Consider the following 20,728-nt stretch of genomic DNA (forward strand, 5'->3'; position numbering starts at 1 on the left):
GCCAATGCGTCACATGTCAACAACTTCGTGGCCTTGCCGCTGCACCGCGCAGTTTCTATTGTTATAGCTGAGCTAGTGCGAATTCGGCAAAATTGGAGACCAGCGTGGCGGTTATTGTACCCTTCGAAAGCCCGTCCAATGCTTCGATCGACGGGCTGGTGGGACTTGTCGCCGCCGACATGGAGCGCGTCAACGCGACCATCCTTTCGCGGACCGGCTCCGAAGTCACCATGATCCCCGAGGTCGCCAATCATCTGATCTCCTCCGGCGGCAAGCGGTTGCGCCCGATGCTGACCCTGGCAATGGCGCAGCTCGCCGACTACACAGGCGACGGCCATATCAAGCTCGCCGCCGCGGTCGAGTTCATGCACACCGCGACCCTGCTGCACGACGACGTGGTCGACGAGAGCGAGCTGCGCCGCGGCAAATTGTCCGCGCGGATGCTGTGGGGCAACGAGGCCAGCGTGCTGGTCGGCGACTTCCTGCTCGGCCAAGCATTCCGGATGATGGTCGAGGTCGGCTCGCTGCGCGCGCTCGACATTCTCTCCGCGGCCGCCGCCACCATCGCCGAGGGCGAGGTGATGCAGCTTGCCGCCGCCAAGAACACCGCGACCACCGAGGACGAGTATCTCGCCGTGATCCGCGGCAAGACGGCGGAGCTGTTCGCCGCCGCCTGCGAGGTCGGTCCCGTGATCGCCAACCGGCCCAAGGCCGAGCAGACCGCCTGCCGCTCGGTCGGCATGAATCTCGGCATCGCCTTCCAGCTCGTCGACGACGTGCTCGACTATGGCGGCAAATCCGCAAAACTCGGCAAGAATGTCGGCGACGATTTCCGCGAGGGCAAGATCACGCTTCCCGTGGTGCTCGCCTTCCGCCGCGGCAACGACACCGAGCGCCAGTTCTGGATCCGCGCACTGGAGCGCGGCGAGATCGGAGCAGCCGATCTCGATCACGCGATCGGGCTGATGACCAAGCACCGCGCACTGGAAGACACCATCAGCCGCGCCCACCACTACGGCGCCATGGCGGTCGACGCGCTGGCGCTGTTCCCGTCCTCGCCGATGAAGACGGCGCTGGAACAGGTCGTGGCGTTCTGCCTCGCAAGATCGCACTGATCTAGGCACTTTCGAGCACCAAAGACAGTGTCGTCCTGGCGAAAGCCAGGAGGTGGATTCACACTCGAAGTGCAACACTTGATCGGCAAAGGACTCCGCAGGCGTGCGGTAGTCAAGGGATTTGCGTGGGGTGTTGTTGTAGGTGGCGATGAACTGGCGGAATCTGGCGGTCGAGAGGGTTACGAGATCCGTTTTGCGAGGGATGAAGCGGCGCATCCTGCCGATGGCGTTCTCGATACCACCCTTCTGCCAGGGCGCGTGGGGATCGCAGAAGAAGGTCTCGATCGAGAGGCGATGTAGCGCCAGGTGACCGGCAAACTCGGTGCCGTTGTCGAAGGTGACGGTCTGGCGCAGCTCTTGTGGAAGGGCAGCGAAGAAGCGGACGAGATGGCGTGCGACACCGCGCGCAACCTTGCTGGCAAGGCGGATGCCGAGCAGCAGGCGAGAGGTGCGCTCATGCACGGTCAGCACGGCCTGACCGTACTTCGAGAACATCATCAAATCGGCCTCCCAGTGCCCGGCGACGCTACGGTCGGCAACCTCAAGGGGCCGATTTGCCAGGGAAACACGGCCTTCGATGAAGCTTGCGGGGCTGCCGCCTCGCTTGCCGCGGAGGCCGCGCTTGCTCTTGGCGCGCGGCAGGTAGCGTCGCCAGCTGAAGTCCGAGGTGCGCCTGAGTTGGCCATAGATGAAGCGGTAGATGGTCTCGTGGGAGATCACCTTGTGCCCGCACTCGCGGGCCAGCCGGCCGGCGATCTGCTCCGGCGACCAACCTCGGCGAAGGCGTTGCAACACCGCGCGGCGCAGGACGGGCTCCCGTTCGAGGCGTCCGCCCGTCCAGCGCCGCGCTCGCATCTGTTGCTGGGCATAATTTGGCTTGTAGCCAGCCTGAACGCTCCGATTACGGCTCAGTTCTCGAGAGATTGTTGATGGCGAGCGATCCAGAGCTGCCGCGATTTGCCGGACCGAGCTGCCATTGGCCGATAGACAGGCAATCTCGCATCGGTCGTCCAGAGAGAGCTGCTTGTAAGTCCGCCCCATGGCAACACCTCCTCAAGGAAGTGTTGCACTTCGTTTGTGAACTCAGGGGACCCATAGCCACTGAATTTGATTGTGAAAGAGATCGCGGCCCCAGCGTCGCGCAACGATTGCCATTTGGGGTAATGGGTCCTGGCTTTCGCCAGGACGACGATGAAGATGGTCCTCCGCTCAACCTTTCAAACAGCGCGGTGTCATCACCCGCGCATGCGCATACGGGTGATCCAGTATTCAGAGACGCAAGTGCTTGAGCGAGCGGCCGCGGCGTCCCGAGGCTCACGATATCCGCTTTCGCTCGGTAGCAGACACGCGAGCCGCCACCGAGAGCTAGTTGAAGGCAAACCAGGCCTTCGCAACGAACGTCGCGCCGCACCAATTCGAGACGAGGCCGTCAGGGTTGGTGACGGGATTCACGTGGCCACCCGAACGCGCATTCGGATCGCCCGTAAAGACAAAGCAGTTCTCCTTCGACAGATTGGTGTCGTAGTAGCGCAGATCGAGATTGAAGGCCTTGTGTGTGAAGGTCACACCCGCCTGCCAGTTGAGATAGGCAGGTAGCGGGAAGCCGCCGAGTTGCGCGGCCTGATTGCCGAACCAGGAATAGCCGGCAGCAGCCGTGAACGACACGGCCAGGTCCTGCGGCAGCAGCCGGCCCGGCACATCGTAGCCGATGCCGGCCGCGGCATACTGGCTCCAGGCGCCGGTGTTCGAGACGTCAGGCGAATAGGCGTAGCCGGCCGCAATATGGATGTCTTCGGTGATGCGACGATCGCCGCGAATAACCGCTTCCCAATAGTTGATGCCGTTCGTCTCACCGGGAAGCCGTTCACTGGGATAAGCGAAATAGGTGACGCCAAGATCGAAATCGATGTTTGCGATCTTCGGGCGGACCCCGCCGGCAAACGTCAACTCGGCGGCCGGCTGGGTCGGTAGCTTGACGGTGGCCACGGTAGTTCCTGCGTATACCGCACCAAATCTCGTTTCGAAGGCAGCACCTGCCGCGGGCCCATGATCGGAAAGCGTGGTCCCGCGATAGATGTAGTCGGATGCAACGCCCGCGCGGGCGCTGAATTCGAGTTCGTTTGTCGAGGTATCACGGTTGGTATCGGCCGCCGACCATCCGCGGTTACCAAGACCGATCGCATTGCCTGAACCTGGGGGATTGGCTTGTGCGAGAGCGCCGGTCACTGGTGCAAGGCACATCCCGACCAACGCGGCGCATGAGGCATCGCGTAACCGCCGAATCAATGCAGCACCGGGCCGCCTCACCGTCGCTATCCTCCAAGAGCCACCGCTATGCCAACCAGCGCACCACCAACTGCCACCATCGCAAGGCCAGCAGCCCAGGGCCGTAACCCGCTTTGAATTCCGAACACGTAACCACAGCAAAACAGCATGATGATAGCGACGGCGTAGGAGACGCGCAGCGCCAATCTGGCGTCGCTCAGGAATAGAAACGGGATGACCACCGGGAAGGTCGAAAGGAAGCTCAGCAAGCAAAGAACCAGTGCCCCGATCCAATCACGCTTCGTCAGTTTCGGGCCGCCGGACGTCTCGGGCAAACCTTGCAGTCTCTGCCGTATCGCTTCCAATTGCTGCGCAGGCAAGACCGCCGCCAATTCCGGTGGCAGTGCGTCAGCGATGACGCTGCGCGCGGTCTCGGAATCCGGCGCCTGCCGCACTGCCTGGAGCATTCGAAGCTTGCCTCCCCGACTGTTGATCCGGCCCAGCAGATAAAGACCGCCGTCAACGATACCCCAGGCAAGGTTGCAGCCGAGCGCACCGATCAGCATGGTCTTGAGATTGATGTTTGTCCCGGTTGCGATACCGAGCGAGCAGATAAAGGTGAGAGCCATGATCAGGCCGAACAGGGTTTCGGAGATCCGTTCCATCGGATCCAGCACGCTCCCGAATAGGGAATCCGAAGCCTCCGACATCTCAGCCCGCCGGTTCCGAGCCATCTGCCGAAATGAGAATATGCCGATCCATGCCCCACCTCCCGATCGCCTGGACGTATCGCTGGCTTGCGAGCAAGGCTGGGTCGGCATTTCGAATGGAGATTGAGATAGATCAATCCATCGGCCCATCGCGCTGAACGGAGGTCCGCAGTGCAGCAGTCCCAGTTGTTTCGGTTGGTTTCCGTGGCACAAAGTGCACTAGCTCGCCGAGTTCCACCGGGTGTAGGTTCCAGTCCCAACGCAGGAGTTGCGTCATGGACAGTGACATACTTGAGAGCGTTTGCATCGTTCTGATGGGGCTAAGCCCGCTCGTCATTATCGGCATTGCGATGTTCGTGTCGTGAAGGCGTCCTGTGCTGCTCCTGAGCCCGCGTGAAAAGAAGCTCCTGAGGCGCATGGCCCTCGGGCGGTGCGATGCTCAGATTGCCGCGCAGATCGGTGGGACCGAAGCGCAGATATCGGTCCAGCGCGTTCGTTTGCTCAGGAAGCTGCAAATCCACTCACATATTCAGATCAGGGATGCGGCCAAAAGATTGGCTCGGTGGCCCGCGTCGCAACAGCCGCCATAGCCTTGATCCAAGTGGAGCCCTCGCGAACCTGGCTCGGCGCATCGGGCCGGTAGATGGCCCCAGCAGCCGCCGCATCAGGCCCCCAAAGGCTGCTGGGGTCGCTCGAATGGCAACCGTTCCATGCTTGGAGAAAGCGCCCTACCCTTCGACGGGCACCCAGATCTCGAGCCCGCCGTTACCGCTGTTCTTGTCAAACTTCTCGTCATAGCGCTCGAAGTCCGGCCCGCCCGCGACCTTCGTCTACACCTCCTGCACGCAGTCGAGCACGGCGTTGAACACGGCTCCGGGAATACGCACCCGCTCATCACGATCAAGCGCACCGAGTTCATCGACGTGAGCATCGGGCTCGCGACTGACGCTTGCCAGCCGGTCGAAGAAGGCGAGGTCCAGTTCGTTGTCCTGCATGCGCATGGCGCCCCAAACGTCCCACGGCAGCATCTCGCGATTGTTCAGCGCGCCGATGTCGCGGACAAGATTGCCGGCGATGAACCAAAGTCCGTGCATGTCGAGGATGCCGAAGGCGCCGGGATCGCGGCTCCCCTCGCGGCAGAGCGACCAGGCATCGCCGGCGACCAGGAACTGATCTCGCGGCACATCCGCCGCATCGAACCCGACCCTGAACAGCTCGCGCTGCCGATCGTCGATCTGGGAATCGAACAAGACCCAGCATTTCCTGTCTTCGTTCCAGTACTCCGTCACCCAATGGTCGAGATATTTTCCCGCTTCGAAATAGCCGCCGAACCCGCAACGGGCACGCGCCGGAATGCCCTGGGTGCGCAACATCGCCACGTGAAGCAGCGTGAAGTGCCTGCACACGCCGACCTGCCGTTCGTTGACGGCACGCGCCACCGCAAGCGGCCGCGCATCACGCGTCACAATTTCATCCAGCATCGTCTCGACGGCACGGACCTGCGATTGCGCTTGCCGGTCACCGCCGAGCGTAACCCCATAGGCCGGAGCGATGTGCTGATGGATCAGCAGACCCTGCACGGTCGTCGCAAGCGCGCCGGCGCCCCGCGGCAGGCCATCGAATAGAGCGGCATGACGCCCCGGATCGCTCATGGCAACCGGCTTTTCATATCTGTCGACGTTCATCTGAAAGGTCTCCCGCAAGTCTCGCCTCCCGCGCAACCACCACACCAGCCGCTACTCCTCGACCGGCACCCAGATCTCCAGCCCGCCATTACCGCTGTTCTTGTCGAACTTGTCGTCGTAGCGCTCGAAGTTCGGCGCGTCGGCGACCTTCATGCCGGATTGCGGCAGCCAGCGATTCCAGATCGTGTTGACGGTGCGGCGGATGGTCGAGATGTGGTCGGCGTGGGTGAACACCACGTATTTCTGCGCCGGGATCCGGACCCGCGCGAACTCGCGCGGCAGGTCGGAGAAATCGGCGACCTCGACACCTGCGATGTAGTCGAAATTGCCGGCATCGTCGCCGTTGCAGCCGACACCATAGGCAACGTCACCGGCCTGGCGGGGAATATGCGCGAATTGCTGGTGGAAGCCGTGCCACTGGTTCGGAATGCCGGCCGTGCTGTCATTGGCGTGATTGTAGCGCTCGCCAACCCCGGCAACGAGAAAGGCCTTGCCGATCGCGATACGCGGCGGATCGATGTGATCGAGAGCGGTCGAGATCATGGTGATCGGCTCCTGCAGCTTGAGCTTGGTCAGACACGTCGTCGCGCGCACCGTCTCCGGCGTGACGCCGAAATGGTCGCGAAACGCCCGGGTGAATGCCTCGTGGGAGCCGTAATCCGCATCCAGCGCGAGCGTGAGAATGTCGGGCGCACCGGCCGCAAGCTCGCGCGCGGCCTCGCTCAACCGCCGGGCCCGCACGTAGCGCATCACCGAGAACCCGGTCGCCTCCGCGAACGCCCGCACCAGATGGAAGCGCGAGACCCCGGCCACAACAGCAATATCATCCAGCGTCAGCGACGTGCGCAGGTGGCTTTCGATGTACCAGAGCGCCTTCTGGGCTGGATTCATGGACGACGGCCTTCCTGCAAAGCTCGGGCATCATGCATGGCCGCAGCGCACGGCATTTGACAGTCCTTGCTGCGCAACGGCGAAACAATGGTTCCGCTCTGCGAAATTTTACCGCAAAGCCGTCGCTGGCAACACCGTTGCAATCGTGCATACTCGCGATTGCATCGATCCGACGGCTCACCAAGCTGCCCGAAAATCAAGACTGCACGAGCCGCGGCCAGCATGTCAGGGAGGACAATGATGCACCACCATCGCCTGAGCTATGTCAACTGCGTCAAGTCTGCGGCGCTTGCGGGCCTTTTGACGATCGCCGTCGCCAGCGCCGCCAACGCCCAGAAGAAATACGATCCGGGTGCGACCGACACCGAGATCAAGGTCGGCAACATCATGCCCTATTCGGGCCCGGCATCCGCCTACGCCACGATCGGCAAGACGGAAGCGGCCTATTTCAACAAGCTCAACAGCGAGGGTGGCATCAACGGCCGCAAGATCAACTTCGTCTCCTACGACGACGGCTACAGCCCGCCGAAGATGGTCGAGCAGGCCCGCAAGCTGGTCGAGAGCGACGAGGTGCTCTTGATCTTCAATCCGCTGGGCACGCCGGGCAACACTGCGATCCAGAAATACATGAACGCCAAGAAGGTGCCGCAGCTGTTCGTCTCCACCGGCGCCGCCAAGTGGAACGATCCGAAGAACTTTCCGTGGACCATGGGCTGGCAGCCGAGCTACCAGGTCGAGGCCCGCATCTATGCCAAATACATCCTGCAGAAATATCCCGGCAAGACCATCGGCGTGCTCTATCAGAACGACGATTTCGGCAAGGACTATCTGATCGGCCTGCATGACGGGCTCGGCGATGCGGCCAAGAAACTGATCGTCGTCGAATCCTCCTACGAGACCACGTCGCCGACGGTGGATTCGCAGATCGTGCAGATCAAGGGCGCCAACCCCGACATCTTCGTCAACATCGCAACGCCGAAATTCGCGGCACAGGCGATCAAGAAGGCCGCCGAGCTCGATTGGCATCCGGTCCAGTTCCTGACCAACGTCTCGGTCTCGATCGGCGGCGTGATGAAGCCGGCCGGCTATGAGGCGAGCCAGGACATCCTGTCGACCCAGTATCTGAAGGATCCCGCGGATCACGAGTGGAAGACCGATCCGGCCATGAACGAGTGGCGCGCCTTCATGACCAAGTGGTATCCCGAGGGCGACCAGAACGACGCCTCGACCGTGTTCGGTTACGGCGTCGCCAAGGGGCTCGAGCAGGTGTTGCGGCAATGCGGCGACAACCTCACCCGCGAGAACCTGATCAAGCAGGCCGCGAGCCTCAACTTCGCGATCGGCATCTATCTGCCCGGCACCAAGATCAAGACCGGGCCGGACGACTATGCACCGATCGAGCAGTTGCAGATGATGCGCTTCAAGGGCGAGAGCTGGGAGCGGTTCGGCCCCGTCATGAGCGGCGAGAAGAGCTCGTAACAGCCTTCTCCACAGGTCCGGAGTTCGTGATGCCCGGCGACTACGCCGGGCATCCACGTCTTCGACACGATTGACGCGCAAGACTTGTCAGGAGCAAGACTCGTCACAAGCAAGCCTGCGATCGGAAGGACAACAACAATGAAGATCACCGACGTCCGCGCCCACCACATCCGCATTCCCTATGACGCCGGCCCTGCGAGCTTCCGCCAGGGCGCTTCCGCGATCTCGGCGCTCGACATGGTGCTGGTCGAGGTTTCGACCGATGCCGGCCTGACCGGCTGGGGCGATGCCTTCGCCTATGTCTGCCCGAAGACGAGCTGCGCGGCGGTGGCCGAGATGATCGCGCCGCAGGCCCGCGGCCTCGAGGTGCCCAATGCGGCCAGCATTCCCGCCGCGATGGAGCAGATCCAGCGCAATCTGCATCTGTTCGGCCGCTACGGCATCACGATGTTTGCGATTTCGGCGCTCGACATCGCGCTGTGGGACCTCGCCGGCAAGGTGAAGGGCGTGCCGCTGCATCAATTGATCGGCGGCGCCAAGCGCAGCACGATTCCGGCCTATGCCAGCCTGATGCGGATCGGCAATCCCGCGCACATCGCCTCCGAATGCAAGAAGGCGATCAAGCTCGGTTACGCCGCGATCAAGCTGCACGAGACCACCGTGCCGGCCGTTGCCGCGGCGCGCGAAGCGATCGGCCCCGGCTTGCCGCTGATGGTCGACATGAATTGTCCGCTGGATGGGCCGGCGGCGATCCAGTTCGCCCGCGACTGCAAGCAGGCCGCGCCGATGTTCCTGGAGGAGCCGGTCTGGCCGCCGGAGGATTTTGCGACGCTCGCGGAGGTGCGCAGAGAAGGCCGGCTCGATATCGCCGCCGGCGAGAACGCCTGCACCGTGCATCAATTCCGCCAGATGATGACTGCGGGCGCAGTCAGTCACGCCCAGCCGTCGGTGATCAAGGTCGGCGGCGTCACCGAATTTTTGCGCGTGGCGGTGCTCGCCGACGAGTTCGGCGTCCAGGTGATTCCGCACTCGCCCTATTTCGGGCCGGGTTTCCTCGCCACGCTGCATCTGATGGCGATCCGCGACGAAGGCCTGATCGAAATGTTCTTCATGAAGCGCCCCGCCTGCCTGTGGGGCGACCGCATCGATGTCGACGCCAATGGCCATGTCGCCGTGCCGCAAGGCCCCGGGCTCGGCTACGAGCCGGATCGCGATGTGATGGAGAAATACCGGGTGGCGTGACGAGCCACACTCTCTGCCGTCATTGCGAGCGAAGCGAAGCAATCCACAGTACCGCACGTGCTGAAGCATGGATTGCTTCGTCGCTTCGCTCCTCGCAATGACGAAACTACTTCGTCCCGTCCTTCGCCGCAGGCGCCCCATCCTTGGCCGGTGGCGCGTCGGCTTTCTTCTTCATATCTTCGGTCAGTTTGACCTGCGCGGCCTGCAGGTCGGTGACGAGCTTCTGCAAGCCCGCGATTGTGCCCCTCAAGCTCTCGATCTGCCGGTTGGCGGCGTCGAGCTTCTGCTGGTGATCCGATGTGAGCTTGCTGATCGTCTTCTGCAGGAAATCGACATTGCTCTGCAGGCAGCTGGTGCGCCGCTCCATGGTTTTCTCGACGGTGCAGATCTCGATACCGGGAACGTCCTGCGCATGCGCGGTTCCGACGACGCCGAGTGCAAGCGGCACCAGCAAGGCAACAACGAAACGCGCGATCATCGGCATCCCCCAATCACATGCGTCATTCACAGATTTGTGCTCGCGACGCTGAAAGCCGGGCAGACATACCACACTGAAACCGCATTCGAGCGGTGTGCTTCACCCATTACGGGGACTACTCGTGGGGACGGGGGCCTTCGGAACTTGTTTGGTTCGACCCCTTTTGGCTCGACCTTGGGCAGTGGAGACAGATCGTATGGCTACGCGCGAAAAACGGCTGGCGCAATTCGACGGCAATGGCGAACCTTCGCCGGAACAACGCGTGGAAGTGCTTTGTGAGGATCACAGCGGAACGTATCAGCTGCCGTTCGCCTGCCGATTCATCGACGGCCAGTGGCGCAATGACACGACCGGTGGCCCGCTGGAGGTCAATGTCATCGCCTGGCGCACGCCGCGCGAGAAGCGTGCGGGCGTGGCCTGAGGGGTGCATTGGCGCGCGCTGTTTCAAAACGCGACGCGCGCACGCAGGCGCTTTAAGATTTGGAACGCGGATGGAACGAACCGCGTCCGAATCACTGATTGAGCGACGTACTCCGTTGTTCACGGCTAGATGTGGTCATCAGCCCGAGTCGGCGCACCACATACAGAAGCATGACGATCGGCCGCAGCCAGCGGCCGACGACAAAGGTTAATTCCTCCGCAGACGACATTTGCGCTCCCTCCTCTGATCCTCCTTGGCGATCATTTCCACGGCGTCACCGGCGGCACCGTCTCGGTTGCCGGCGGCACATCCACGGTCTTGAAATCGGCGGGGCTGACGATCTCGAGGTATTCCATGTCCTTCGAGTAATCGAACAGGTAGTGGGTGATGCCCGGCCGCTGATGGATCACGTCGCCGGCCTCGACCAGCGTCTCCTTGTCCTCGTACATGAAGCGCGCCCAGCCCTTGGTCATGATGACGATCTGAAAATCGCACAGATGCTTGTGCCAGCCGGTGCCCTCCTCCGGCGGCAGGTCGGGATTGGCCTTGACCAGATGGCAGATCACCTGCCCGCCGGTGGCATCGGCGATGCCGAGATCGCGATACAGGAAGAAGTCGCGCAAACCTCCGCCCTTGAACTCGGTGTCATCGGGTTTGACGTGGGAAAATTTGCTGACGATGGCGTGCTGGTTCATTTCAAGCCTCCACGGTTCTCGTGTTCGCGAGATCGCGGCGCGGGCTCAGCGTCCAAATTTTCGGCAGCGTCGCATCGTCGCGGTCACAGCTCGCTTGTTGCTATGCGAAATCCTTGCCAGCCCGATTGTGCTGCGGCATTCGGCTTCGCCATGCGTCGCCATCGCAGCGGAAGCATTTGGAGCAAGGCCTGAATTTGCGTTCGGCGCGGGTCGCGCCCGATCGCCGCGCGGCGCTCATGCCCGACGCCGACGGCACGTCCATTGAGCAAGGCTTGCCTGGAGCTTGAGCCGCCCGCGCCGGCAGGACCCGGCGCGCGCTGCCTAATATTCGACCTCGAGCTCCTCGACGTCGGCAGGCTCGGCCTTCGCGGCCTCGATCCATTGCTGCATCTCGGGCATCGCCATGATGGTCCTGGCGTATGCAGCGAGAACCGGGTCGAGCTTCACGTCATAGGTCATGAAGCGGGTCACGACGGGGGCATACATCGCGTCCGCCATGGTGCGGCGTTCGCCGAACAGGAACGGTCCGCCTGACAGGCTAAGGCAATCGCGCCAGATGGTGCAGACACGGTCGATATCGGCCTGCGCCCGCGACCAGATCTTGAAACCGGGAAAATGACCCTTGAGGTTGACCGGCAGCGATGAGCGCAGCGTGGTGAAGCCGGAATGGATTTCGCCCGAGATCGAGCGGCAATGCGCGCGCTGGATCCGGTCCTCCGGCAATAACCCGGCATGCGGCATGATCTCGTTGAGATACTCGCCGATCGCCAGCGTGTCCCAGACGGTCGCGCCCTCGTGGCGCAAACAGGGCACCAGGATCGACGACGACAGCAGCAGCAGCTCGGCCCGCGCCGTGGGGTCATCGGGCGCGGTGACCACCTCCTCGAACTCCAGCCCGGCGAATTTCGCCAGCAACCAGCCGCGCAGCGACCAGGACGAATAATTCTTGCTGCTGATGGTGAGTGTCGCCTTCGCCATGCCAGTCCCTCACGCCCTGAACGCGTCCTTACCCCCGGGCAGCGCGCGCCGGCCCAAGCCGCCGCGCCCCCGAAGCCGTTCATTTTTGCAGCAAGCCACGTGCCAATTTGCCGGGCAGCCCGCCCTCTCTCTGGCGTCGATATTGCATATCCATCCCTGCCAGAGGCGGATGCGTATGATGTCAATGATGTACCAAGCCTATCAGAACCACATGGACCTCACGGCGCCATGGCGGACCGGGGCTGCAGCGGCGCTGAAATACCTCAATCTGGTGCCGCAGGGCGCCGCCGACCGGGTGTACGGCCGGCTCGCGGCGGCGCTCGAGCTGATCTCGCGCTCCACCCTGACCTACGCCCGTCCCGACTACGCCATCGGCAGCGTGTCCTCCGGCAACCGGGAATACCAGGTGACCGAGGAGGTCGCCTATGCGACGCCGTTCGGCTCGCTGCTGCATTTCAGGAAGGTGGACGGACCGGAGCAGCCGCGGCTGCTGCTGGTGGCGCCGATGTCCGGACATTTTGCCACGCTGCTGCGCGGCACCGTGAAGACGCTGCTGCAGGACCACGACGTCTACATCACCGATTGGCACAATCCGCGCGACATTCCGCGCAAGGAGGGCCGCTTCGGACTCGAAGACTACACCGACCACCTGATCGACTTCCTCGGCCAGCTCGGCCCGCGCGCGCATATGGTAGCGATCTGCCAGCCTTCGGTGTCGGCGCTAGCGGCTGCCGCGATCATGTCGGAGGACAATCATCCGGCGCGGCCGGCGTCGCTGACCCTGATGGCCGGGCCGATCGACACGCGGATCCTGCCGACCAAGGTGAACGAATTCGCCAAGAGCAAGCCGATCAAATGGTTCGAGGACAATCTGATCAACTACGTGCCGATGCAGTGCAAGGGCGCGCTGCGTCAGGTCTATCCCGGCTTCGTGCAGCTGACGGCGTTCGTCTCGATGAACCTCGAGCGTCACATCAAGCAGCACATCGACCTCGCCGACCATCTCGCCAAGGGCGAGACCGCCAAGGCTGAGCTGATCAAGACCTTCTACGACGAGTATTTCGCCGTGATGGATCTGCCCGCGGAATTCTACATCGAGACGGTGCGCGACGTGTTTCAGGAGCATCTGCTGCCGCAGGGCATGCTGATGCATCGCGGCCGCCCGGTGAACCCGGCGGCGATCCGGCGCATGGGCCTGATGACGGTGGAGGGCGAGAAAGACGACATCTGCTCGATCGGCCAGACGCTCGCCGCCCAGGATCTCTGCACCGGCGTGCGCACCTATCGCAAGGTGCACCACATGCAGGCCGGTGTCGGCCATTACGGCGTGTTCTCCGGCAAGCGCTGGAACAACGAGATCTACCCGCTGCTGCGCGATTTCGTGCATGTGAATTCGTGAGAGACGCCCCGACGCTCTTTCCCCGTCATTGCGAGGAGCGCAGCGACGAAGCAATCCATCGTTCCGCGTATCTGGCGCGATGGATTGCTTCTCGGAGCCTGTCATCGGGCGCGCGTTCGCGCGACCCGTTGGCTCGCAATGACGGCGGCGCAATCCTAGCCACGCATCCCCTCGCGCAGTAGTCTCCCCAGCCAAGACGACCCGTTTCCCAAGAATCGTCCAGGGAGAAACTCGATGCGCGCCACCTTCCGCACCCTTACGCTCGCCGTCATCGGCGCCCTCGCCCTCGCGTCAGCCGCATCCGCCGCCGAAGTCCACGTCATGATCTCGGGCGGGCTGACCGCGGCCTACAAGGCGCTGGTGCCGGAGTTCGAGCGCAAGACCGGGCACAAGGTGGTGACCGCCTTCGGACCGTCGATGGGCACCACGACCAACGCCATTCCGGTGCGGCTGGCGCGCGGCGAGCCGGCCGACGTGCTGATCATGGTTGGCTATGCGCTGGGTGACCTGATCAAGCAGGGCAAGGTGGTGGCCGACAGCCGCGTCGACCTCGTGAAATCGCCGATCGGCATTGCGGTGAAATCAGGCGCACCGAAGCCGGATATCAGCTCGGCCGACACCGTCAAGCAGGCGCTGCTGGCAGCAAAGTCGGTCGCCTATTCCGACAGCGCCAGCGGTGTCTATGTCTCGACCGAGATGTTCCAGAAACTCGGCATCGCCGACCAGATGAAGGACAAGGCGCGGATGATTCCGGCGACCCCGGTCGGCGAGATCGTGGCCAAGGGCGAGGCCGAGATCGGCCTGCAGCAAATCTCCGAGCTGAAGCCGGTTGCCGGCATCGACATCATAGGTCCCCTGCCGGAGCCGTTGCAGAAGATCACGGTATTCTCCGCCGGCATCGCGACCGCCTCGAAGGAGCCCGACGCCGGCAAGGCGCTGATCAGCTTCCTCGCCTCGCCGGATGCGCGCGACGCGCTGATCAAGAGTGGGCTGGATCCGATTGGAGCAGGCGCGACGCATTAGGCGCAGCGGACTCAACTCTCCTCCCGTCATCCTGAGGTGCGAGCGCAGCGAGCCTCGAAGGATGAATCGGCCACCAGCGGGGCCGTCGACCCTTCGAGACGCGCTGCGCGCTCCTCAGGGTGACGGGAAAGGCCGGCGGATTTGGCCCTGCTACCGCCAATGATGCGCGCCGTAGGCGAGCAGCAGCACCACGACGAGCGCCAGCACCAGCGTGGTCGACTTCCAGAACAGCACCGGGTTGCGCTCGATCAGCGGCGTCGATGACGTCGTCAGATATCTCGCACTGGGATTGCGCAGGTCGAACAGAAACTCGGAGAAGCTGTCGTAGCGCTTGAGCGGATTGACGTGCACGGCGCGCTCCAGCGTGCCGTCGACCCAGTTCGGAATCTCGCGGCCGCCATGTGCGGCCGGACGATAGACCAGCCGGTTGAAGTCGGATCGGGTGCGGGCGCGCGCGATCTGCGCGCCGTAGGGCAAGCGGCCCGTCAGCATCTGATAGGTGACGACACCGAGCGAGAACAGGTCCGAGCGCGCGGTGCCGCCCTCGCCCAGGAAATATTCCGGCGCGGTGTATTGCTGGGTGCCCAGGATGTCCTCGACACCCGCCGGCACCGCCTCGGCGACGCCGGAGATCCGCGTCGAGCCGAAATCGATGATCTTCACCGTGCCGGTCCGGTCGATCATGATGTTGTCGGGCCTGACGTCCTGGTGCAGCATCTCCTTGCGGTGGAAGGCGCGCAGCCCTTTTGCGATCTGCTCGGTGATGCCGCGCACCGTCTCCAGCGACGGCGCAGGATCGTCGATCATCCACTGCGTCAGGGTCTGGCCGTCGATGTACTCCATTGCGACATAGAGGAAGTTGCGCTTGCGCTGCGGCAGAAACGGCTTCAGCACATGCGGGCTGTCGATCCGCCGCGCGACCCATTCCTCCAGCATGAAGCGCTTCAGGTAGGCGCCATCGTCACGCAGGTCGATCGAGGGGATCTTGATCGTGACCGTGGTGCCGCTCTCCTCGTCGACCGCGAGATAGATGTGGCTGCGGTGCGATGCATGCAACTCGCGGACGATGCGGTAGCCGTCGAACAACATCCGTGCATCGAGCAGCGGCGGCAGCGGCAGCTCGGTGGGCTGGCCGAACACCTCGCTGGCATCGCCGTCGGGCAATTCGTCGATCCGGATGATCTGCGCGGTGAGATTGTCCGGGCTTCCGTTCTCATAGGCCTGCGCGACGATCGACTTCGCGGCAGCATCGAGATCGGCAGCGCCATCTCGGATCGTCTTCGCCAGCTGCCGCGCGGCAACGTGCTCGTAGATGCCGTCGGTCACCAGCAGGAAGACATCGCCCCCCTCCAGCGGGAGATTCTGGTAGTCGATCTCGAGCTGCGGGTTCACGCCGAGCGCGCGGCCGAGATAGCTCTGCTGCGACGACAGCACGACGCGGTGGTCGTTGGTCAATTGCTCGAGGCTGTTGCCCGCGACGCGGTAGATCCTGGAGTCGCCGACATGGAACAGATGCGCCGTGGTCGAGCGGATGACCAGCGCGCTCAGTGTGCAGACGTAACCCTTGTCCTTGTCGTAGGGGTTCTGGCTGCGCCTGGTCTGCGCGTGCAGCCAGGAATTGGTCGCCTCCAGCACCCGCTGCGCCGAGGTCTTCACCGACCAGGATTCCGAGGTGCAGTAGTAATCGGTCAGGAAGCTCTTGACCGCAGACTCGGCCGCGATGCGGCTGACGCTGCTCGAGGAGATGCCGTCGGCAAGCACCACGGCGATACCCTTCAGGCCGAGCAGCGGCTCGTCGGGGATCAGCACGCCGTGGAAATCCTGATTGGTGTCCTTGCGGCCCTGATCAGAGAATTGCCCGACCGATATTGTCAGCGCGCGCGGCATCGACCGTCCCAATGCGAATGGGGCCCTCCGTGACAGGAGAGCCCCATAAGCCGCCCGGGATCAAGCCGCGAGGCGCTGGCGCTTCGGCGCCGTCTTCACATGCGTCGTGTAGAGCGTGAGCCCGGTGAAGGCGAGGCCGCCGGCGAGGTTGCCGAGCACGGTCGGGATCTCGTTCCAGATCAGATAGTCCATGATCGAGAACTTGGCATGAAGCATCAGTCCCGACGGGAACAGGAACATGTTCACGACCGAATGCTCGAACACCATGTAGAAGAACACCAGGATCGGCATCCACATCGCGATGACCTTGCCGGGCACGGTCGTGGAGATCATGGCGCCGACGACGCCCGTGGAAACCATCCAGTTGCAGAGCATGCCGCGGATGAAGAGCGTGGCCATGCCCGCCGCGCCATGCGCCGCATAACCCAGCGTTCGCGCTTCACCGACGTTGGCGATGGTCATGCCGACCTTGTCGGGCTCCTGCGTGAAGCCGAAGGTGGTCACGAACGCCATCATGAACGCGACTGTCAGCGCACCGGCGAAGTTGCCGACGAAGACGAGGCCCCAGTTGCGCAGCACGCCGCCGAGCGTGACGCCGGGGCGCTTGTCGAGCAGCGCCAGCGGCGAAAGGACGAAGACGCCCGTCAGCAGGTCGAAGCCCAGCAGATACAGCATCACGAAACCGACCGGAAACAGCAATGCGCCGACGAGCGGCTGACCGGTGTTGACGTTGATCGTCACGGCAAACCAGGCCGCCAGCGCGAGGATCGCACCGGCCATGTAGGCGCGGATCACGGTGTCGCGCGTCGACATGAAGATCTTGGATTCGCCGGCGTCCACCATCTTGGTGACGAATTCGGACGGTGCGAGATAGGCCATTCGTAAATTCCCCTTGCGCAATTCGGCCGCGCCGGCTGCCTGCCGGAAGCGGCGCGGGTTGGTTGAAATGCTCGTCCGTCGGGGAGATTGGGGTGCAACGATTGCTCGCGGCGCCCGAGCGGGGCGCCTTGATCCCCTCGCCGCGGCCAGCACTGGCTTCGGCGATCCGGAAGACGGCAGTCGTCATTGACTGGTGCTATCAAAAGCAATGGATGTGCCAACCGGAGACGCCCGCGGATGGCAGTAAATCCATGTGAATACAATGAGTTAGATAGACGACGTAGGAGCTGCCCCGCGCGATGGCGCGGAATTATGCAGCATGCCCAGATGTCACCCACGCCGGATGCGCGCCTCCACGTCATCCTGAGGAGCCGCGGAGCGGCGTCTCGAAGGATGGACGGCCCAGCTGGTGGCCGTCGACCCTTCGAGACGCGCTACGCGCTCCTCAGGGTGACGGGACAGGATGTGCGCTACTTCACCTCGGTGCGGACCGGGGAGCCCTTCAGCCCGTTATTGTCATAGGCCTTCCGCAGCGTGCCGTTGGCGATCGCATCGGTCATGAACCTGGTGGCGAACGCCGCAGCCAGCGGATGGTCGAGCGGCACCGCAACCGCGGTGACGGTCTGCTTGAAGGTCTCGTCCAGCACGCGGGTGCCCGGAATCTTTTTGGCCATCGCATTGAGCTGATCGCGCGACAACGCGAACGCGTCGATCTCGCCGCTCTTCAGGAGATTGAAGATCTCGTCATAGGTCTGATAGCCCGTGACCTTGGCGTGCTTGAGATGCGCGATCGCGCCACGCATCGTGGTGGTGGCGTTGACGGCAGCGACCTTGACGCCGTTCTGATCCAGTGCCGCGAAATTCGCGATCATCGATCCCGGCTTGACGATGTAGGTGGCGTCGGCGACCTCGTAGATCGGCCCGAACGTCATCCTGGACTCGCGCTCGGGATCCTTGGGCAGGAAGGTGATGTCCCAGGTGCCCTTCGCCGCCGCGTCGGTGATCTGGCCGGAATTCTGGTGCACGACATAGTCGACGGGAACGCCAAGCTGCGCCGCCATCTCGCGGCCGAGATCAACGGGAACGCCGGCATAGCCATTCTCGGTCCGGGTCGACCAGAACGCGCCGCCGGCCGGGCTGATCGCAATCGCGACCCGGAGCTTTCCGGTCGGCGCGATCTGATTCTTCAAGGCGTCGGCGTTGGCGGATACGGCCATGACAATCACTCCCAGAACGAGGCCAGCCAGACGCAGCAGTCGAGACAACATCGGACGTCCTCCACGCCGGGCCTTGCGCCCGGCGGCGCGCAACAAACCGCACGAGGCCGCTTTGCGCAAGCGGCGGTTCGCGCAAGGGAGCTATCCGTATCGGGCTATTTGACCCGGATGGTGATCTTCTCGGAGACGACCGGTGGGTTGAATGGATAGTGTTTGGCGTCGCCCAGCACCAGCTGCAAGGTATGCTTGCCGGGCGCCAGATCGAGCTGCGTCTCGGTCTGGCCGGCACCGAAGTGCTGGTGAGACTTGTCCGACGGGATCGGCTCATTCGGATTCAACGGCTCATTCACATCGATCAGAAGGTGGTGATGGCCGCTGTTCGGATACTCGTCGCCGGCATGGGTGACGCCCATGTTGCGCAGCCCAAAGCGGCACCAGAACGGGCTTTTGAGCCTGGCCCCGTCGTGCGGCCAGATGAAATACAGCTTGGTGTCTTTCCCCGCCGGTTTGTTTTGCGCGCCGGCCGGACCGGCGAGCAATGTCAGCGCCGCAGCGAGCGCGATCAAGCCTGCACTTTTCATAACCCCTCCAAACCTGGCGAATGCTCAGGGCGACAGCGCGACCCGGAAACCGTGGGTCGGGTAGCGAACATTGGTGTCGTAATTGTCGCGATTGGCCGGACGGACATAGCGCGCATCATTCTTCCAGGAGCCGGAACGAATGACATGGGAGCCGCAGTCGCCGCCCGACCACACCGCGCCGTCGGCCGGAGCGCCCTGGTAGTTCCTGTGCCAGCAATCCTCGACCCACTGATCGACACCGCCGCCCATGTCGTAGAGACCGAACGGATTCGGCTTGAGGCTGCCGATCTTGACCGGCTGTTCGGCGGCATCACCGCCGCCGCAATCCTTGCAACCGACGTTGCCCGATTGCATCTGGTCGCCCCACCAGTATTTCGATTGCGTGCCGCCGCGCGCCGCATATTCCCATTCGGCTTCGCTCGGCAGCCGGTAGGCCTTGCCGGTGCGCTTGGCCAACCATGCCACATACTGCTTCGCGTCGCTCCAGCTCACATTGGTGACCGGCACGTCGTCCTTTCCGCCGGCCGTGAAGCCGCACGCCTTGGCCGCCGCGCAGGCGTTCCATTCCAGCACCGTGACCGGATATTTGCCCATCGCGAACGGCTTGACCGTCACCCTGCGGATCGGCCGTTCCGAGGGATCGTCATTGCTGCCCATCGAGAAGCTGCCGCCCCGCAGCGAGACCATTTCGGGCTCCGGTACCGACGCGGCCGGAGCCGCAGAGGGTGCGGCTTGAGGCGAGGCTTGCTGCGTCGGTGCGGCACTCGGGACCGGACTTGCAGCTTGGCCTGGAGCCGGCGCCGGAGCCGGGCTCGGCGCGGGCTGCTGAACGGCCGGCGATGCGGCCGGTGACGGAGGCGCCCGCGCCACGTCGATCGGCTTGCTGCGCGGTTGCGCCAGCATGTACCAGAGCACGCCGCCAGCGATGATTGCGACCGCCAGTCCGAGCAGCGTAAGCAGGATGGACTCACGGCGCCGGCGCGTCCTCTGGTATGCGGCAGCGTCCGGCAACACGCGATAGACCCGGACCGGATCGGTGATGTTCTTGACCTTCTTGTCGCCGAGCGATTCGTACCCGCAGACCATCTTGTGCTTGATCTGCTCGTAGATGCCGCCGGAGATGAAGACATCACCCGGCGCCGCGATCCCTTCCAGGCGCGAGGCCACGTTGACGCCGTCGCCATAGATGTCGTCGGGCTCGATGATGACGTCGCCGAGGTTGACGCCGATCCGGTACTCGATCCAGTTATCTCGCGCGACCGCCGCGTTGCGGCCGATCATGTTCTGTTGAATCACGATGCTGCACCGAACGGCCTCGACCGGGCTGTCGAACATCGCGATGAAGCCGTCGCCGGTGGTCTTGACCAGCTTGCCGTGGTGTTCTGCAATGGTCGGTTCGATCAGATCGCGCACGGTCCGCTTGACGCGGCCATGGGTGCCTTCTTCGTCAAGTTGCATCAGCCGGCTGTAGCCGGCGATATCGCCGGCAACGATCGCAGCCAGGCGCCGCGGCACTGAATTGCCGGGAGGCTGTGTATTGTCGGACTGTGACCGACCTGACTTGAAGTCGCGAATCTCGCCCATGGCGCTCCGGCTGCTCCAAAATACGTGCAAAGAGGCGCAACCGACGCCTTCGTCCCCGAGGCCCAGCTAAAGGTACCACACCTGCGGGTTGGAACAAAGTTCGCGAAGCGTGACCAAGTCACGAATGCCGGCAGGCGCCGATCAGCGCACCCGCTCGCCGCCGGGTGCGCTTTGACTCGACCGCAAACGGCGCAAGACA

At 63.4% G+C, this 20,728-nt stretch carries 20 protein-coding genes and 2 pseudogenes; 7 read left to right on the forward strand and 15 right to left on the reverse strand.

The annotated features are described in order from the left end of the window. Positions 1–104 precede the first annotated feature (104 nt). Complete coding sequence (locus ACVIGA_RS10630; RefSeq protein WP_173638096.1) at positions 105–1,115, forward strand: polyprenyl synthetase family protein; 1,011 nt, start codon at positions 105–107, stop codon at positions 1,113–1,115. A 51-nt stretch (positions 1,116–1,166) separates the two neighbouring features. Here ACVIGA_RS10630 and ACVIGA_RS10635 read toward each other — a convergent pair. From ACVIGA_RS10635 to ACVIGA_RS10645, 3 genes and pseudogenes are all read right to left on the reverse strand, one after another. Further along, a pseudogene (locus tag ACVIGA_RS10635) lies at positions 1,167–2,156 on the reverse strand (IS30 family transposase); the annotation flags it as partial. 324 nt (positions 2,157–2,480) lie between these two features. Then, the gene (locus ACVIGA_RS10640; protein ID WP_456666339.1) at positions 2,481–3,356 is read right to left on the reverse strand and encodes a TorF family putative porin; all 876 of its coding nucleotides are present in this window, start codon (positions 3,354–3,356) and stop codon (positions 2,481–2,483) included. 71 nt (positions 3,357–3,427) lie between these two features. Then, entirely contained in the window at positions 3,428–4,045 is a 618-nt protein-coding gene (locus ACVIGA_RS10645; RefSeq protein ID WP_456666340.1) for a VIT1/CCC1 transporter family protein, read from the reverse strand. 461 nt (positions 4,046–4,506) lie between these two features. Here ACVIGA_RS10645 and ACVIGA_RS10650 point away from each other — a divergent pair, with 461 nt between their 5' ends. Next, a complete protein-coding gene (locus ACVIGA_RS10650; protein WP_456670781.1) occupies positions 4,507–4,680 on the forward strand; it encodes a hypothetical protein in 174 nt (57 codons plus the stop codon). A 138-nt stretch (positions 4,681–4,818) separates the two neighbouring features. Here the strand turns inward: ACVIGA_RS10650 and ACVIGA_RS10655 are convergent. The 3 genes and pseudogenes from ACVIGA_RS10655 to ACVIGA_RS10665 all read right to left on the reverse strand — a co-directional run. Beyond that, a pseudogene (locus tag ACVIGA_RS10655) lies at positions 4,819–4,917 on the reverse strand (AraC family transcriptional regulator); the annotation flags it as partial. Positions 4,918–4,920: 3 nt separating this feature from the next. Next, positions 4,921–5,775, reverse strand: a complete 855-nt coding sequence (locus tag ACVIGA_RS10660; RefSeq protein WP_456666341.1) for a transglutaminase-like domain-containing protein — start codon at positions 5,773–5,775, stop codon at positions 4,921–4,923. Positions 5,776–5,826: 51 nt separating this feature from the next. After that, positions 5,827–6,666: an AraC family transcriptional regulator gene (locus ACVIGA_RS10665; RefSeq protein WP_456666342.1), complete on the reverse strand. Its 840-nt coding sequence runs from the start codon at positions 6,664–6,666 to the stop codon at positions 5,827–5,829. 237 nt (positions 6,667–6,903) lie between these two features. On the opposite strand from ACVIGA_RS10665, the gene ACVIGA_RS10670 reads away from it, so the two are divergent. Both ACVIGA_RS10670 and ACVIGA_RS10675 read left to right on the forward strand, forming a co-directional pair. Further along, positions 6,904–8,145: an ABC transporter substrate-binding protein gene (locus ACVIGA_RS10670; protein ID WP_456666343.1), complete on the forward strand. Its 1,242-nt coding sequence runs from the start codon at positions 6,904–6,906 to the stop codon at positions 8,143–8,145. A gap of 138 nt (positions 8,146–8,283) precedes the next feature. Next, positions 8,284–9,387: a mandelate racemase/muconate lactonizing enzyme family protein gene (locus ACVIGA_RS10675; protein WP_456666344.1), complete on the forward strand. Its 1,104-nt coding sequence runs from the start codon at positions 8,284–8,286 to the stop codon at positions 9,385–9,387. A gap of 106 nt (positions 9,388–9,493) precedes the next feature. Here ACVIGA_RS10675 and ACVIGA_RS10680 read toward each other — a convergent pair whose 3' ends face one another. Beyond that, positions 9,494–9,865 (reverse strand): hypothetical protein, encoded by a 372-nt coding sequence (locus ACVIGA_RS10680; RefSeq protein ID WP_456666345.1) that lies wholly within the window; start codon positions 9,863–9,865, stop codon positions 9,494–9,496. Positions 9,866–10,061: 196 nt separating this feature from the next. Here ACVIGA_RS10680 and ACVIGA_RS10685 point away from each other — a divergent pair, with 196 nt between their 5' ends. Then, complete coding sequence (locus ACVIGA_RS10685; protein ID WP_456666346.1) at positions 10,062–10,286, forward strand: hypothetical protein; 225 nt, start codon at positions 10,062–10,064, stop codon at positions 10,284–10,286. Positions 10,287–10,377: 91 nt separating this feature from the next. On the opposite strand, the gene ACVIGA_RS10690 is transcribed toward ACVIGA_RS10685, so the two are convergent. The 3 genes from ACVIGA_RS10690 to ACVIGA_RS10700 all read right to left on the reverse strand — a co-directional run bounded on the left by ACVIGA_RS10690 (position 10,378) and on the right by ACVIGA_RS10700 (position 11,959). Continuing rightward, entirely contained in the window at positions 10,378–10,515 is a 138-nt protein-coding gene (locus ACVIGA_RS10690; RefSeq protein ID WP_223975277.1) for a hypothetical protein, read from the reverse strand. A 31-nt stretch (positions 10,516–10,546) separates the two neighbouring features. Next, the gene (locus ACVIGA_RS10695) at positions 10,547–10,981 is read right to left on the reverse strand and encodes a cupin domain-containing protein (RefSeq protein WP_456666347.1); all 435 of its coding nucleotides are present in this window, start codon (positions 10,979–10,981) and stop codon (positions 10,547–10,549) included. A gap of 321 nt (positions 10,982–11,302) precedes the next feature. Continuing rightward, entirely contained in the window at positions 11,303–11,959 is a 657-nt protein-coding gene (locus tag ACVIGA_RS10700) for a glutathione S-transferase (RefSeq protein ID WP_456666348.1), read from the reverse strand. Between the two features lie 175 nt (positions 11,960–12,134). Here ACVIGA_RS10700 and ACVIGA_RS10705 point away from each other — a divergent pair, with 175 nt between their 5' ends. Together ACVIGA_RS10705 and ACVIGA_RS10710 are read left to right on the forward strand one after the other, a co-directional pair. Next, positions 12,135–13,358, forward strand: a complete 1,224-nt coding sequence (locus ACVIGA_RS10705; protein ID WP_456670782.1) for a polyhydroxyalkanoate depolymerase — start codon at positions 12,135–12,137, stop codon at positions 13,356–13,358. Positions 13,359–13,592: 234 nt separating this feature from the next. Then, entirely contained in the window at positions 13,593–14,381 is a 789-nt protein-coding gene (locus ACVIGA_RS10710) for a substrate-binding domain-containing protein (RefSeq protein ID WP_456666349.1), read from the forward strand. 150 nt (positions 14,382–14,531) lie between these two features. On the opposite strand, the gene ACVIGA_RS10715 is transcribed toward ACVIGA_RS10710, so the two are convergent. The 5 genes from ACVIGA_RS10715 to ACVIGA_RS10735 all read right to left on the reverse strand — a co-directional run bounded on the left by ACVIGA_RS10715 (position 14,532) and on the right by ACVIGA_RS10735 (position 20,529). Further along, positions 14,532–16,268, reverse strand: coding sequence for a protein kinase domain-containing protein (locus tag ACVIGA_RS10715; protein ID WP_456666350.1), 1,737 nt, complete (start codon positions 16,266–16,268; stop codon positions 14,532–14,534). 60 nt (positions 16,269–16,328) lie between these two features. Beyond that, positions 16,329–17,147, reverse strand: coding sequence for a formate/nitrite transporter family protein (locus ACVIGA_RS10720; protein WP_456666351.1), 819 nt, complete (start codon positions 17,145–17,147; stop codon positions 16,329–16,331). Positions 17,148–17,617: 470 nt separating this feature from the next. Beyond that, positions 17,618–18,364 carry a transporter substrate-binding domain-containing protein gene (locus tag ACVIGA_RS10725; RefSeq protein ID WP_456666352.1) on the reverse strand — a complete coding sequence of 249 codons (747 nt, stop codon included), beginning with the start codon at positions 18,362–18,364 and terminating at the stop codon, positions 17,618–17,620. A gap of 155 nt (positions 18,365–18,519) precedes the next feature. Further along, the gene (locus ACVIGA_RS10730; RefSeq protein ID WP_223975267.1) at positions 18,520–18,945 is read right to left on the reverse strand and encodes a DUF4399 domain-containing protein; all 426 of its coding nucleotides are present in this window, start codon (positions 18,943–18,945) and stop codon (positions 18,520–18,522) included. Between the two features lie 24 nt (positions 18,946–18,969). Further along, a complete protein-coding gene (locus ACVIGA_RS10735) occupies positions 18,970–20,529 on the reverse strand; it encodes an SUMF1/EgtB/PvdO family nonheme iron enzyme (RefSeq protein ID WP_456666353.1) in 1,560 nt (519 codons plus the stop codon). Positions 20,530–20,728: the final 199 nt, after the last annotated feature.

The sequence above is a fragment of the Bradyrhizobium sp. USDA 3240 genome (genome assembly GCF_054063295.1).

Coding starts and splice junctions, on each gene's coding strand:
- ACVIGA_RS10715 (WP_456666350.1), bottom strand. CDS start 16,268: ATGCCGCGCGCGCTGACAATATCGGTCGGGCAATTCTCTGATCAGGGC.
- ACVIGA_RS10690 (WP_223975277.1), bottom strand. CDS start 10,515: ATGTCGTCTGCGGAGGAATTAACCTTTGTCGTCGGCCGCTGGCTGCGG.
- ACVIGA_RS10705 (WP_456670782.1), top strand. CDS start 12,135: ATGATGTCAATGATGTACCAAGCCTATCAGAACCACATGGACCTCACG.
- ACVIGA_RS10670 (WP_456666343.1), top strand. CDS start 6,904: ATGATGCACCACCATCGCCTGAGCTATGTCAACTGCGTCAAGTCTGCG.
- ACVIGA_RS10680 (WP_456666345.1), bottom strand. CDS start 9,865: ATGATCGCGCGTTTCGTTGTTGCCTTGCTGGTGCCGCTTGCACTCGGC.
- ACVIGA_RS10660 (WP_456666341.1), bottom strand. CDS start 5,775: ATGAACGTCGACAGATATGAAAAGCCGGTTGCCATGAGCGATCCGGGG.
- ACVIGA_RS10735 (WP_456666353.1), bottom strand. CDS start 20,529: ATGGGCGAGATTCGCGACTTCAAGTCAGGTCGGTCACAGTCCGACAAT.
- ACVIGA_RS10675 (WP_456666344.1), top strand. CDS start 8,284: ATGAAGATCACCGACGTCCGCGCCCACCACATCCGCATTCCCTATGAC.
- ACVIGA_RS10640 (WP_456666339.1), bottom strand. CDS start 3,356: ATGTGCCTTGCACCAGTGACCGGCGCTCTCGCACAAGCCAATCCCCCA.
- ACVIGA_RS10710 (WP_456666349.1), top strand. CDS start 13,593: ATGCGCGCCACCTTCCGCACCCTTACGCTCGCCGTCATCGGCGCCCTC.
- ACVIGA_RS10650 (WP_456670781.1), top strand. CDS start 4,507: ATGGCCCTCGGGCGGTGCGATGCTCAGATTGCCGCGCAGATCGGTGGG.
- ACVIGA_RS10695 (WP_456666347.1), bottom strand. CDS start 10,981: ATGAACCAGCACGCCATCGTCAGCAAATTTTCCCACGTCAAACCCGAT.
- ACVIGA_RS10725 (WP_456666352.1), bottom strand. CDS start 18,364: ATGGCCGTATCCGCCAACGCCGACGCCTTGAAGAATCAGATCGCGCCG.
- ACVIGA_RS10700 (WP_456666348.1), bottom strand. CDS start 11,959: ATGGCGAAGGCGACACTCACCATCAGCAGCAAGAATTATTCGTCCTGG.
- ACVIGA_RS10685 (WP_456666346.1), top strand. CDS start 10,062: ATGGCTACGCGCGAAAAACGGCTGGCGCAATTCGACGGCAATGGCGAA.
- ACVIGA_RS10730 (WP_223975267.1), bottom strand. CDS start 18,945: ATGAAAAGTGCAGGCTTGATCGCGCTCGCTGCGGCGCTGACATTGCTC.
- ACVIGA_RS10665 (WP_456666342.1), bottom strand. CDS start 6,666: ATGAATCCAGCCCAGAAGGCGCTCTGGTACATCGAAAGCCACCTGCGC.
- ACVIGA_RS10645 (WP_456666340.1), bottom strand. CDS start 4,045: ATGGAACGGATCTCCGAAACCCTGTTCGGCCTGATCATGGCTCTCACC.
- ACVIGA_RS10720 (WP_456666351.1), bottom strand. CDS start 17,147: ATGGCCTATCTCGCACCGTCCGAATTCGTCACCAAGATGGTGGACGCC.